At 57.2% G+C, this 12,637-nt stretch carries 11 protein-coding genes; 7 read left to right on the top strand and 4 right to left on the bottom strand.

Going from position 1 to position 12,637, the window contains the following annotated elements; genetic code table 11:
* Nucleotides 1–18: 18 nt before the first annotated feature.
* The 3 genes from GO007_RS20195 to GO007_RS20185 are packed head-to-tail and all read right to left on the bottom strand — an operon-like array spanning nucleotide 19 to nucleotide 3,556.
* Complete coding sequence (locus GO007_RS20195; protein WP_095103073.1) at nucleotides 19–1,563, bottom strand: ABC transporter substrate-binding protein; 1,545 nt, start codon at nucleotides 1,561–1,563, stop codon at nucleotides 19–21.
* A 13-nt stretch (nucleotides 1,564–1,576) separates the two neighbouring features.
* Nucleotides 1,577–2,683 carry a C45 family autoproteolytic acyltransferase/hydolase gene (locus tag GO007_RS20190; RefSeq protein WP_223261802.1) on the bottom strand — a complete coding sequence of 369 codons (1,107 nt, stop codon included), beginning with the start codon at nucleotides 2,681–2,683 and terminating at the stop codon, nucleotides 1,577–1,579.
* Nucleotides 2,684–2,695: 12 nt separating this feature from the next.
* Nucleotides 2,696–3,556 (bottom strand): alpha/beta hydrolase, encoded by an 861-nt coding sequence (locus GO007_RS20185; RefSeq protein ID WP_095103071.1) that lies wholly within the window; start codon nucleotides 3,554–3,556, stop codon nucleotides 2,696–2,698.
* Between the two features lie 228 nt (nucleotides 3,557–3,784).
* Between GO007_RS20185 and GO007_RS20180 the strand changes: the two genes are divergently transcribed.
* A complete protein-coding gene (locus GO007_RS20180) occupies nucleotides 3,785–4,435 on the top strand; it encodes a GntR family transcriptional regulator (RefSeq protein ID WP_095103069.1) in 651 nt (216 codons plus the stop codon).
* On the opposite strand, the gene GO007_RS20175 is transcribed toward GO007_RS20180, so the two are convergent.
* Nucleotides 4,424–5,356 carry an AraC family transcriptional regulator gene (locus GO007_RS20175; RefSeq protein ID WP_095103067.1) on the bottom strand — a complete coding sequence of 311 codons (933 nt, stop codon included), beginning with the start codon at nucleotides 5,354–5,356 and terminating at the stop codon, nucleotides 4,424–4,426. The two genes, GO007_RS20180 and GO007_RS20175, sit on opposite strands and share 12 nt — an antisense overlap.
* A 164-nt stretch (nucleotides 5,357–5,520) precedes the next feature.
* Here GO007_RS20175 and GO007_RS20170 point away from each other — a divergent pair, with 164 nt between their 5' ends.
* From GO007_RS20170 to gloA, 6 genes are all read left to right on the top strand, one after another.
* Entirely contained in the window at nucleotides 5,521–6,354 is an 834-nt protein-coding gene (locus GO007_RS20170; protein ID WP_095103064.1) for an oxidoreductase, read from the top strand.
* Nucleotides 6,355–6,589: 235 nt separating this feature from the next.
* The gene (locus GO007_RS20165; RefSeq protein ID WP_095103062.1) at nucleotides 6,590–7,456 is read left to right on the top strand and encodes a ChaN family lipoprotein; all 867 of its coding nucleotides are present in this window, start codon (nucleotides 6,590–6,592) and stop codon (nucleotides 7,454–7,456) included.
* An 8-nt stretch (nucleotides 7,457–7,464) separates the two neighbouring features.
* Nucleotides 7,465–8,244, top strand: coding sequence for an energy transducer TonB (locus GO007_RS20160; RefSeq protein WP_223261801.1), 780 nt, complete (start codon nucleotides 7,465–7,467; stop codon nucleotides 8,242–8,244).
* 225 nt (nucleotides 8,245–8,469) lie between these two features.
* Nucleotides 8,470–10,689 carry a TonB-dependent receptor domain-containing protein gene (locus GO007_RS20155; protein ID WP_095103060.1) on the top strand — a complete coding sequence of 740 codons (2,220 nt, stop codon included), beginning with the start codon at nucleotides 8,470–8,472 and terminating at the stop codon, nucleotides 10,687–10,689.
* Nucleotides 10,690–10,760: 71 nt separating this feature from the next.
* A complete protein-coding gene (locus GO007_RS20150; RefSeq protein WP_095103058.1) occupies nucleotides 10,761–11,936 on the top strand; it encodes a YncE family protein in 1,176 nt (391 codons plus the stop codon).
* A gap of 199 nt (nucleotides 11,937–12,135) precedes the next feature.
* Nucleotides 12,136–12,543 carry a lactoylglutathione lyase gene (gene gloA / locus GO007_RS20145; RefSeq protein WP_095103056.1) on the top strand — a complete coding sequence of 136 codons (408 nt, stop codon included), beginning with the start codon at nucleotides 12,136–12,138 and terminating at the stop codon, nucleotides 12,541–12,543.
* The last annotated feature ends 94 nt before the right edge of the window (nucleotides 12,544–12,637 follow it).

The following is a 12,637-nucleotide window of genomic DNA, read 5'->3' as shown; positions in this document are numbered from 1 at the left end:
GCGCGTCTCCTTATCTCATCAGGCTTTGCTGACGTTCCACAGCCGCGCGGCGGCAGCCAGCCAGGATTTATAGCCGCTGATAGCCTTACGGTGCGCGACAATATCCAGCCCAGGATAAAAGATGATTAGCGGGACATCAGCAATCATCTGCTGGTGCAGCTTATCGGTGATGGCCTGGACCCGCGCCGGATCGTCGACGGTGGCCAGCTCATCGGTCATAGCGATAGCCTGCGGATCTCCCCAGACCTTGCGTTTCTGTTTAGTTTTATCCCCCACCATCTGCTCGAAGGCCAGCGCCGGGTTAAAGCGCGCGGAGTAGGTGAAGGTCATCATCTGATAGCGCCCGGACTGATAGCGCTCAAGCTGGGTCGCCCACTCCATGGTAGTGACGCGGGCGTTAATTCCCGCCGCCTGCAGCATCGCCTGGATAATAATGGCCATATCAAAACTCGGCACGGTGGCGCGCTTGTTGGCGATAATCTCCAGCGGCTCGCCTTTATAGCCCGCCTCTTTCAGCAGTTGGGCCGTGCGGGCCGGATCGTACTTATAGCCCTGTTTTTGGATATTGCTGTAGAACGCGGAGGCCACGGAAATGTTGGAGTTGGACGCCTGCGCCAGATTCTGGCTGGTTCCCAGCGCGATCTGTTCGCTATCCAGCGCAGAGGCTATCGCCTGACGAAGCTTGACGTTTTTCAGCAGCGGATCGTCGGTCTGGATCAGCATCACGTGACGCTGGGCGTTCGGTGCCACTTCGAGGGAGATATTGGGGTCTTTTTTCAGGTCGATGCCGTCAATCGGGCTCACCTGCGCCAGATCCACGGCTCCCGACTGCAGGCCCGCCTTCACCGTTGCCGCATCGGGGATCGCCATAAAGCGCACTTCCTCCACCAGCGCTTTTTTTCCGCCGACAAAGCCGTCCTCTTTCCCCGCCAGCGCGCTGTAGTCGGCAAAACGCTTCAATGAAACGTACTCACCATGCTTCCACTCGCCAAAGCTGAACGGCCCGGTGCCGATCGGCGCGATCCAGGTTCCGTCCGCGGCAACCGATTTAGAGCTGATAACCGCGGCAGCGCCGCAATCGGTGCGCGCCAGCGTGTCCAGAAACAGCGCCACCGGTTTCTCCAGCGTCATGACCACGGTATGCGCATCCGGCGCGCTGACGTCGGTAACATGAATCAACCCGCTGCCGTCAAATTCGCGCAAACATCGCCACTGCGTTTTCGGGTCGTTCCAGTGCTTCCAGCTCCACACCACGTCCTGCGCCGTCATGGCGTCGCCGTTGTGAAACTTCACCCCTTCGCGCAGATGGAAGGTATAGGTTTTGCCTTCATTACTCACATCCCACGATGACGAGAGCATCGGCCCAACGGTACCGTCCTCGCGGTAGCCCACCATGCCTTCCACCACGTGCATCAGGACATCATCGGTGTTTCCGTCCCGGTTGACGCCCGGCTGGCTGCTGCGGATATCCTGATTCAGCGCAAAACGGATAACTTCGCCATCGGCCGCCTGCGCCACCATGCCCGGCAGTAACAGGGCAACAGCTGATAATAATTTTTTCATAGCGATCTCTCTGTTAATCGAGCGTGTAGCGCGTGAAGTCGCGGTTAAGTGCCGGAAGCGGTACTACATCCATCATCCCCTCAGCGGGAGTCATCACGATCATCGCCACCGTGGCGGATAAATCGCTGCTGAACCCCGGCCGCGGCGGACGACATACGGAATAGGGGGAGCCGAAGTCATCGAAAAAGGCGTTTTTCATCTCCTCTGCGCCCGGTTTTGCATGGGCGTTGAGTAATTCATGGACGCGCCAGCCGCGATACAGCGAATCCGGCGAGGCATCGACGCCCTCCTCGCGAATTTTGCAGCGCGCGGGCAGGCTCTCCCAGTGGTTGGCATGAACCAGCAGGCCATTTTGCGGATAGAGGGTGAAGCTTTCGTCCGGAGCGCATTCAAAATCGATAGCAAAGCCCTCTTTTGTGCTGAGGATCATATTGTTAGAGCACGACTTTGGCGTGGTGGCGACCACCTTCATCGCCAGCGCCATATGCTGCTGTTCCAGCGCTTTACGGCGGATCAGCGACAGCGGAACGCCCTGCTGCTGATAATCGCGCTCACACCGCAGATAGTTAGCGGTGATGGCGATCCCGGCGCTGTTCATCCCGCTGCGGCCAAGCCCTCCGGCCTCCACGAAAGTCAGGACATCCGGCCCCTGCTGACGCTTAATTTTCACCACCACCGAACTCTCCGCGCACTCCGCGCGCCAGTCCCAGTTTTGACCATGAATCAGTTTGCCGTGCGGGCTGCGCTGCGGCAGGATCACCGCGCCGGTACAGCCATCTTTTATGTTGTCATCATGCGGCGTCGGGCAGTGCTGCAGGCTACGCGCCTGAGCGATAACTTCCGTACGGGCGTTGATCATCACAATAGCTTCCAGCGAAACGTCGGATGCGCTGGCAATGCCGCGCATTTCGTCGAGATAGTCCGCATCAAACTCGCGGATGATGGCGCTGAAGCTATTAATCAGGCGGTCACGCTGTTCCTGACCGATCCGCAGGGCGTTCAGCTGGTCGCCATAAATAGCCACGCTGGCGTGGATCCGAGCTTTAGCCTGCTCACCGTACTGGCAGCCCCGCTCGTACGGCGTACCGGAGATTTCGATTAAGGGAAAAGGTTGCGTCACGTTGTTCGCTCCTCAGCGATTTGCCTGCAGTACGCGCAGGAAGAAGTCTTTCACCTGATCCAGCACTTTCATGCCGTCGTGGCCGACGTTTGGCACTATCTCTTGTTCAGCTTTCACGCCGTGCTCGCGTAGGCTGTTGAGCAGCGCGGTATTCCGTTCGATTCGGGTGATACCGGCATCATTACATCCCGGCTGATAATACCGGCCGCCGGGTTGATGGGTGATTTCCCAGGTTTCGAGATCGACTTTGCCGACCACCAGCTGCACCGCTACCTGTTTTAAGGCGTGGTAATCCAGAGGTTTGCCAAAGATTTGCTCAAAGTTCTGCACCCCCGGCCACCAGGCCTTGCTGTCGTCCAGCAGCGTGACGGAACCCGGGGCGCCAATGGAGACTCCCAGCAGCTTTTCCGGGTGAATGTAAAGGAAGCGATGGGCGAAATGACCGCCTCCCGAGTAGCCGAACAGCAGAAACTTGCCAAAGTCGCGATCCAGCAGCTCGCTAACTTCATCAATCATCGCCAGCAGCGCCAGGTCATAGCGAATATCCTGCTCAATGATGTATTTAAAGCCGTGTGAATTGCCGTCACCTAGCGGCCCGACGGGAAACAGCGGGGCCAGAACAACGCAGCGGTTATAGCGGGCAAACTCGGTAAAAGCATCCCGGTATTGCACCATCGAACGGCCGGTGCCGTGCATCGCCACGACCAGGCGATAATCGGTTTTGTCGCCATCGAATCCGGGCGGAACGTACAGGCAATACTGGAAGCGGGGATCGTGCCGGCTGGAAAAGATAGTCGTGCTGCCGCGATAGTAAAGCGCCAGGCTACGCCCGGCAGCATGCTCAGAATCATTTTTAATTACTGATAGTTGCATAAATTGTTTTCTCGTTGATCGGCTGTTCAAAATTGATTCAAACACAAAACCAAAATTGGCGCCAATTTAATAAACAATTTATTAACAAAAGATCTGGTTCATGTCACAATTCAGCTTTGGGTCAGAGCAAAAGCCAATAGACCGACGGTTTAAACTGGTGCCAAAGCCGGGAACCGTTCATTATCAGGCTGCAAAAAATCGCGGGAACCAGGACAAGGAGCTGAGGATATGATGCAAGGTAAAAGCACTCTGGTGCACGTTGCCAACCTGCTGGCGATGGATATTAATACCGGGGTTTTCCAGCCAGGCGCCTGGCTGAAACAGGTCGAGCTGGCTGAGCGCTATGAGTGTACGCGCAGCGATGTTCGCCGCGCCCTCGATCAGCTGGTCATTGAACGGCTGGTGCAGCATGTTCCCAATCGTGGGTACCATGTTTATTCGCCTGACGTGCAGCAGCGTAGGAATATTTCGCGCATCCGCGCGGTGCTGGAAAGCGCATCGGCCAGCGATATCGTGGAGCATATCCAGCCCGCGCAGTTAGCCGCCCTGCGCCAGTGCGCCGAATTGTTTGACCACTACACTCAGTTCGGCACGATCCTGCAACAGTATGAATCCAACCTCGCCTTTCACCGCGCGCTGCTTGCTCCGTGTTCGAACAAAGACATGATTGAACTGATTTTCGAACTCCGCAGCCGGGTTCCCTCCGCGGCGCTGGGGCAATGGAACTCGCATGCGAGGATCGTCCAGTCCTCGCAGGAACATTTCGCGATGGTCGAGGCGATAGAGCGAGGCGATCCTTCTACCCTGGCGACGCTGCTGCGCCAGCATATCTTACAGGATGACGATGTGCCGGCCCCGGCGGACGGCTCAATGCGATGAGATAAACGCGGAGGGCGTAACCGGGGCGGGCAGGGAAAAATTGTGCTTCATGCGCTCAACTTCGCGCACCGGCGTCAGGCCAAAAAGGCGCTTAAACTCGCGGCTGAACTGAGAAATGCTCTCATAGCCGACCCGCACGCCGGCGGCGGAGGCGGTCAGGTTGTTGCGCAGCATCAGCAGCCGGGCCTGATGCAGGCGCGTTGATTTCAGGTACTGCATCGGCGAGGTGTTGGTTACCGCCTTGAAGTGGCTGTGAAAGGTCGGAACGCTCATTCCGACCTCTTTCGCCAGGGCGGTGACGTCAAGGCTCTCGGCATATTGCGCATGAATTTTTCGTAATGCTTTCGCCACTTTGCCAAACTGGCCCTGCATCCGCAGGGCGCTGCGCAGCGCCGGCCCCTGCTCGCCGGTAAGCACCCGGTAATATATCTCCCGCAGCATCGACGGCCCGAGCATTTCCGCGTCCAGCGGCGAAGACATAATCTGCAGGAAGCGTAACACCGAGCCGCCGATCTGCGCATCCATCAGGCTCGACATCATGCTGCGCGGCGCGGCGACGACGGGGGCGCCGCGACCGTCGAGCTCCAGCAGCAGATCTGCCGCTAAGGTGAAATCCAGCCGAATGTAAATAGCCAGCATCGGCTCGGCGGCGCTGGCGTCGGTTTCCATGGTGAACGGCACCGGCACGGAGACCATCAGATAATGCCGGGCGTCATACAAATAGACATCATTCCCAAGAAACCCCTGCTTTCTTCCCTGCACCACAATAACGATCCCCGGCTCGTATAAAACCGGCGTGCGCAGCAGCGGTCGGTTAGATCGCAAAAAGCGAACGTCAGGTAAAACCGTGAGGTTATAGCCCTCCTGCGGGGTCAGGTGGTCCAGCAGCGTCACCATTTGCCGATCAGCGATCATTGTCATAAAGCCTGCGTTAAAGAAGCCGGAACGTAGGTGAAGTGTGGCACTCACGGCCCGCCGCGTCCAGACGGCTCATAGGAACAGGCAAAGACCGAAGAGGATCGGGGCTACGCCAGAGCGCCGTTCGGCCCTATTCTGCCGGCTCAATTTAATGAAGGAGAGTTGGTATGCACTCAGCAAAACTATTTTTCATCACCGGCGTCAGCAGCGGATTTGGCCGGGCGCTGGCCGAAGAGGCGCTCAGCGCGGGGCATCGGGTGGTCGGAACGCTACGAAACGAGAGAGATCGGCAGCAGTTCGAGGCCCTGTCGCCGGGTCAGTGCTTTGGCAGAGTCCTGGACGTCACCGATTTTGCCGCCATTCCGCCGCTCGTTGAGGCCGTAGAGCGGGAAATTGGCGCGGTTGACGTGCTGGTCAATAACGCCGGCTACGGCCACGAGGGCATCATGGAAGAGTCGCCGATTGAGGAGCTCGTGGCGCAATTCAACGTTAACGTATTTGGTGCGGTCGCGGTAATTAAAGCTTTCTTACCCTGGTTCCGCGCGCGCCGCGCCGGCCACATTCTGAATATCACCTCGATGGGGGGATTCATCACCATGCCCGGCATCAGCTACTACTGCGGCAGCAAATTCGCTTTGCAGGGTATTTCAGAAACGCTAGGCAAAGAGCTTAAGCCCTTTAATATCGCCGTGACGGCGGTGCAGCCGGGATCGTTTCGAACCGACTGGGCCGGGCGCTCAATGGTGCGCGCTGCCCGTAGTATTGACGATTACGACAGCAGCTTCGGCCCCATTCGCGAAACGCGGATGCAGCGCAGCGGCCACCAGCCGGGCGATCCGCGCCGGGCGGCGCGGGCGATGCTGGAGCTGATTAACCATCCGTCCCCTCCGGCGTCGCTGCTGCTGGGAAGCGATGCCGTGACGTTGGTTAAAGAAAAGCTGCAGCAGATGAGCGCCGGGATCGACGCCTGGGAGGAGGTCAGCCGCTCCACGGATGGCTAAAAAATACGCCGGATCTCTGTCCAGGGAAGGACGAGAACCCGCCCGCCGTTTGACGCTCCCCAGCTCCCGCCCTTCTCCGCATGACTCCTGCCGCTCTCTGCGACGTTTTGGTTAAAACCAGAGCATTAATGATAATGCGAATGATCTTGATAATCATTATCATTGTTACATATAATTCTGTGAAAAATTTTAGCATGAAAATAAATGCTATCAATGAAACAGAAAATGGATATTTATGTTTAATATGGAATGCTTGTTAAAATCTCTGGTTGTTAGCAGCGCTCTGGCCCTGGCGGCATGCCAAAGCGCGTCCTCGACGACATCAGCCCCCGCCGCCGCATCGGTGGAAGAGTGCGCATGTATTGTGGATACGGCCTCCGGCAGCACCCTGACGCCGGCGCAGCTTATCGCCAGGGTGCGCAGCGCCTCGATAGTTATCGTCGGCGAAGAGCACACCAACGTGCGCCACCATCAGATTGAGCAGTGGCTGCTAAAAAATCTGAACCAATCCCGCCCCCAGGGCAGCGTGCTGCTGGAGATGATCGATATCAGCCAGCAGGATGCGGTCAACCGCGTCAAGCAGGCCAGCGCGTCCGGAACGTCGATCAGCGCCACCCGCGCGGCGGAAGCGATGCGCTGGAACAGCGGCTGGCCGTGGGATCTGTACCGTGACCTGGTGATGACCGCGCTGGAGGGTCCCTGGCCTCTGCTGGCCGCCAATATCAGCCGCCAGCAGGTCAACGAACTGTACCAACGCCCCACTTTCCCGAGCGGAGAACGCTCTTCCCGCCCGCAGGTACATGAAGCCCTGTCGGCGATCATCTACCTGATGCACGACGGCAAAATTAGCGGCGAACAGGTCACCGCGATGATGGCCATTCAGCAGAATCGCGATCGCTTTATGGCCCAACAGCTCATTCAAGCGCCGCGCCCGGCGCTGCTGATTGCCGGCGGCTACCACGCCGCCAAAGATACCGGCGTGCCCCTGCATCTGGCCGACTTAGGCGCGGAAAAACCGCGGGTGGTGATGCTCACCACCGACGGCACCACGCTGACGGCAAAACAGGCCGACTATATCTGGTCGGTACCGGCGGCCAAATGAAGATCGCAATGAACAGGCCACCGATCCTCTCGCGCGCGCCGTGGATAAAGGGCTCCGCCGGCAGCGTGCTGTTCCACGCGGCGCTGGTGCTGCCGTTTATGCTTCATTTTTCCCTCAACCAGCCCGAGTCGACGCCTGCCGCAGTGATGCTTGAATATGCGCCTGAGTTTGAGGTCTCCTTCATTCGCCCCGAACTGCCGCCAGGCGTCAGCCAGCAGCGCAAGGTAGAAGCCATGACCGAACGCGAGTCGCTCCATAATAAAGAGCTGCCGAAGCTGCGCGAGCACGAGGACGCTGAGCTTAAGCTGGCGGCAGCAACGCCGGAAAAAGAGCGCAAAAAGAAAACGGAAAGAAAGAAGAAATCGTCGCAGGAGCGTAAAGAAGAGCAGGGAAACTCGACCACCACCAGCCTGGCCGCCCCGCCGGTACAGTCCGCGCGGACTCAGCGCAATACGGCACCGCTGGATACCGACGCCGCCAGAATCAGCCAAAGTAAAATCAGCTGGGAATCTCTGGTAAAGGGCAAAATCAACAAAATGCGCAACTACCCGGACGATGCAAGGCGGCGTAAACGTACCGGGACGGCCGTCATCGCCTTCAGCGTCGATGAGCGCGGCGAAATACTTAGTACAAAACTGGTCACCTCATCCGGCACCCTGTCACTGGATCGGGCGGCGCTCATTGCGCTTGAAAGCGCGCGACCGCTGCCGCCGCCGCCAAAAGAGATGCTCAAAAACGGCGTCCAGAAGGTCACGCTACCGGTGGAGTTCGGGCTGTTAAAAATATAACAATGAGCGTTACCTGTATTAACCGCTGGTCGGTTAACAAACTTAAATAGCGTCATTTAGATTATTCATTTCTGAATAACCGGCCGCTGCGGGGAGAGTATTCTCGGGCAGTGGCGGAGCTTTTATTTTTATTTATGAGCAATTTATCGTAGCGCAGCCGTTCGGCTACGCGGGGTAATTTTGTTCATTTGGTGCATTGATAAAATACAAAAACAGGAATTGATTATGGAAAAATCGCAAATAGCCAAAGGGATTATGGCCGGGCTTATTATTGTCCACGGCCATACCTTTGCGGCAGAAAATGAGGGGGAGTCGGTCTTTTCTCCGCTCACTATTACCGATAACCCGCTGGCTGAAAAAAATCAGGTCGGCTCCTCTGAGGAGAGCTATACCCGCCCCGGAGCCTACAGTTCGCGTACGCTAAATAAAAACTTGCAGAGCCTGGATGCGTCGCTGCGCAGTATGGCGGGGACCTATACGCAAATCGATCCGCTGCAGGGTTCGATCAGCGTGAATATTCGCGGCATGAACGGGCTGGGCCGGGTGAATACGATGGTCGATGGCGTCACCCAGACCTACTTCGGCATGGCGCCCGCCAACTATCACGGCGGCGCCAACACCGCCGCCGGCGTCCCGCTCGACCCGAACTTTCTTGCCGAAGTTGACGTGACGCGCGGCAGCAGCGCCGGCTCTCAGGGCGTTAACGCCCTCGCGGGCAGCGCCAATATGCGCACCATCGGCATCGATGACGTTCTGCGGGAGGGACGCCAGGCGGGGGTACTTTCCCGCTTCTCGGTGGGCGATAACGGGCTGGGGCGCACCGGGATGGTGGCGGTGGCCGGTAAGACCGATACCTTCGAAAACGGCGGCGCCCTCGGCGCGCTGGTCGGCATCAGCGGTAGACGAACCTATGCGACCTATAAAAACGGCGGCGGGCGCAGCAGCGAAGATTTTATCGGCGAAGATAATAAATATTTGCGCCAGGAGCCCCGCTCCCAGCTTTATAAGCTGAACTTCAATCCGGACCAGTTCAATAAAATTGAGTTTTCCGGCCGTAATTACAGCAACAGCTTTACCCGTCGCGACATCACCAGCGACGATTACGCCCTGCGCTATAATTACGCCCCGCTGAATGAGCTGGTGGAATTAAATTTGCTGGCCAGCACCAGCCGCGGAAATCAGGCGTACAAGCCGGAATCGCTGTATAACTTCAACAGTTCTTCGACCACCAATAAATCCAACGCTATCGATATTAGCAACACCAGTCGATTTAAAATGAGTGAGGATCTGTTTACCGTATTCCAGGTCGGCGGGAAATTAATGGATACCCGCTATACCCGGCGCTTTGTGCAGAATACTGAAACCGATCACAACGCCTTTGCTCCCGCCGGCAAACAAAAGATATCGTCCTTATACAGCAGCCTGACGCTGAACAAAGATATTTATCAGCTGGATCTCAACCTTAACTACACCCGCAGCCAGGTTACAGGCTACAAGCCGGCCTGCGGCGATAACGAGAAGTGTTTCCCGCAGGGGGAAAGCCATCTCAAGCTGGATAATACCGACGTTAATCCATCGGCAACGTTTTCCGCCCAGGTCGCCCCGTGGCTGCAGCCCTTCGTCAGCTGGAGCCGATCTTCCCGCGCGCCAAACGTGCAGGAGGTCTTCTTCGCTAACGAGGGCGGCGCCTCGATGAACCCGTTCCTCAAACCGGAAAAAGCGGAGACCTGGGAGGCCGGCTTTAATATCAATAAGCAGGGCCTGCTGCACGAGCAGGACAGCTTTCATTTAAAGGCGCTGGCGTACCGCTCGCGGATTAAAAACTATATCACCAGCGAATCCTTTTTCCTGTGCCACGATGGCAGGCTCTGTCAGGATATCGATAACGCATCCGATAGCTTCAACGCCAACATCTACATCAACGTACCTTCGACGGTAACCGCCACAGGTTACGAGATTGAGGCCGGATATGATATCGGCTTCGCCTATGCGAACCTCTCATGGAGCAAGCAGCACACCGATCAGCCCACCTCGATTGCCAGCACGGTTTACAGCTTTGCCTACAGCGACCTCAGCGACCTGCCCGATAGCTACGCCACGCTCGACGTCGGCGGCCGCCTCTTCGACCGGCGTCTGACCGTCGGCAGCCTGGTCAAATTCACCGGTAAAACCAAACGCCTGAGCACCGAGGGCATCAGCCTCGACAGCAATACCGTACCGAAAGAGGACATGCCGAATATCCCGACCATCATCGACCTCTACAGCACCTGGCAGGCGACCGACAACGTCCAGCTGCGCCTCAGCGTGCAGAACGTCACCAACCGCGATTACGCCGAAGCGCTGAACCGCATGAATCAGAGCGTCGATTACGCCCGGGCGGGCACGTCGGTGAATACCACCGCCCGCGGACGAACCTGGATCTTCGGCGGAGAGATCCAGTTCTGAGTTAAAACCCGGCGCGGGGTAATGCCCCGGGTTTTATCCCGCGCCCCCACTTTGCATATCAGGAATAAAAAATGAATCGATTCAATTTAAGAACACGACTGGGATGCCTGCTTATTGCGGCTCTCCTGCCGGCCTCGGCGTTAGCCATTGACCCACCGCCGCGCGAAACCTCGCGCTTCGCCCTGAAGACCAATTACCTTCAGCAGGCGGATGAAGGAATTTACGAACTGGCCTTCGATAACGCCAATCAGTACGTGTTTGCGGCGGTAACCGACCGCGTGAACCGCGAGGCGAACAGAGGCTATTTATACGCCTTTAACCCGACGTCATTGAAAATTGAACATCGCTACGATATGCCGTACCGGGCGTTTTCCCTGGCGATGAATCAGCCGCAGCACCGGCTCTATATCGGTCATACCCAGTCGGCCTCGCTGCGGATAAGCATGCTTGATACCACCACAGGGAAGCTAACCAAAACCAGCGACAGGCTCAGCTTTAAAACGCCTAACGCCGCCGATTCTCGCTTCGAGCACCTGCGCCATATGGTCTACAGCCCGGATGCAGATACCCTGTTCGTGAGCTACAGCAATATGCTGAAGACGGCGCAGGGTACGCAGCCGCTGCATAAACTGCTGATGCTCGACGGCACGACGCTGGCGCTAAAAGGCGAGGTCAAAGAGGCTTATAAGGGCACGGCCTATGGGCTGACGCTCGATGAAAAAACGCAGAAAATCTACGTTGGCGGCCGGGATTACATCAACGAGATTGACGCGAAAAAGCAGCAGGTGCTGCGCACCATTACCCTCCAGAATACGCAGCCGCGGCTGCCCAGCGCGCAGAATCTGGCGGTGGACTCCGACTCCGGCAGGATCTTTGTCGTGGCCTTCGACCATGACGATCGCAGCGGCCCCCGCGACGGGCTCTATATTTTCGATCTGCGCGACGGCAGGCAGCTGGGCTATGTGCGTACCGGCGCCGGGGCCAACGCGGTAAAATACAATCCGAAATATAACGAGCTCTACGTCACCAATTTCACCAGCGGCACCCTCAGCGTAATCGATGCCGCGACCTACAGCGTGACCCGTGAATTCCGCACTCCTGTTTATCCAAACCAGATGGTGCTATCGCCGGATATGAATACCCTGTACGTCGGTATAAAGGAAGGCTTCAACCGCGACTGGGACCCGGACGTCTTTGTGGAAGGCGCGAAGGAGCGCATCCTGAGCATCGATTTGACGAAATCGTAGCCGACCGGCGCGCGGTCAGGACAAGGCAGCCAATCGTTTTTAGCGCATGATGCCTCTGATTGTATGGGCGGCCTGAAAAGGTCGCCTTTTTACGTTATAGTGCTCCGGTGCCGGAAACGCCTTGTCCGTTTCTGATGCCATTCTGGCCATTTTCAAATACGGCGGCTAACAGGCTGTTGTAAAACAGGAGTATACAAACATGCGCTTACTTCACACCATGCTGCGCGTTGGCGATCTGCCGCGTTCTATCGAGTTTTACACCAACGTGCTCGGCATGAAGCTGCTGCGTACCAGCGAAAACACCGAATATAAATACTCGCTGGCCTTCGTTGGTTACGGCGAGGAGAGCGATACTGCGGTTATCGAGCTGACCTATAACTGGGGCGTGGACAAATACGATCTCGGCAGCGCCTACGGCCATATCGCCCTCAGCGTGGATAATGCGGCAGAAGCCTGCGAGCGTATTCGTCAGAACGGCGGCAACGTGACCCGCGAAGCCGGTCCGGTTAAGGGCGGCACCACGGTTATCGCCTTCGTTGAAGATCCGGATGGTTACAAAATCGAACTGATCGAAGAGAAAGACGCCGGCAAAGGCCTCGGCCACTAACGGTTGCGGGCGCCCGTCGGCGCCCGCTGTTTTATCCCCTGACTGCTGCAAGGCGCGGCAAAATTTGCCATAATGCGCGCTACTTTTTTCCAGT

Source organism: Klebsiella sp. 10-1 (genome assembly GCF_009758445.1).
Lineage (GTDB): Bacteria > Pseudomonadota > Gammaproteobacteria > Enterobacterales > Enterobacteriaceae > Klebsiella > Klebsiella scottii.
The sequence above is the reverse complement of the archived record's forward strand: the minus strand, read 5'-3'. Positions and strand labels throughout refer to the sequence as shown.

Excerpts from the sequence above, each read along its gene's own strand:
- GO007_RS20195 (WP_095103073.1), bottom strand. The coding sequence starts at position 1,563 with ATGAAAAAATTATTATCAGCTGTTGCCCTGTTACTGCCGGGCATGGTG.
- GO007_RS20185 (WP_095103071.1), bottom strand. The coding sequence starts at position 3,556 with ATGCAACTATCAGTAATTAAAAATGATTCTGAGCATGCTGCCGGGCGT.
- GO007_RS20180 (WP_095103069.1), top strand. The coding sequence starts at position 3,785 with ATGATGCAAGGTAAAAGCACTCTGGTGCACGTTGCCAACCTGCTGGCG.
- GO007_RS20175 (WP_095103067.1), bottom strand. The coding sequence starts at position 5,356 with ATGACAATGATCGCTGATCGGCAAATGGTGACGCTGCTGGACCACCTG.
- GO007_RS20170 (WP_095103064.1), top strand. The coding sequence starts at position 5,521 with ATGCACTCAGCAAAACTATTTTTCATCACCGGCGTCAGCAGCGGATTT.
- GO007_RS20165 (WP_095103062.1), top strand. The coding sequence starts at position 6,590 with ATGTTTAATATGGAATGCTTGTTAAAATCTCTGGTTGTTAGCAGCGCT.
- GO007_RS20160 (WP_223261801.1), top strand. The coding sequence starts at position 7,465 with ATGAACAGGCCACCGATCCTCTCGCGCGCGCCGTGGATAAAGGGCTCC.
- GO007_RS20155 (WP_095103060.1), top strand. The coding sequence starts at position 8,470 with ATGGAAAAATCGCAAATAGCCAAAGGGATTATGGCCGGGCTTATTATT.
- GO007_RS20150 (WP_095103058.1), top strand. The coding sequence starts at position 10,761 with ATGAATCGATTCAATTTAAGAACACGACTGGGATGCCTGCTTATTGCG.
- gloA (WP_095103056.1), top strand. The coding sequence starts at position 12,136 with ATGCGCTTACTTCACACCATGCTGCGCGTTGGCGATCTGCCGCGTTCT.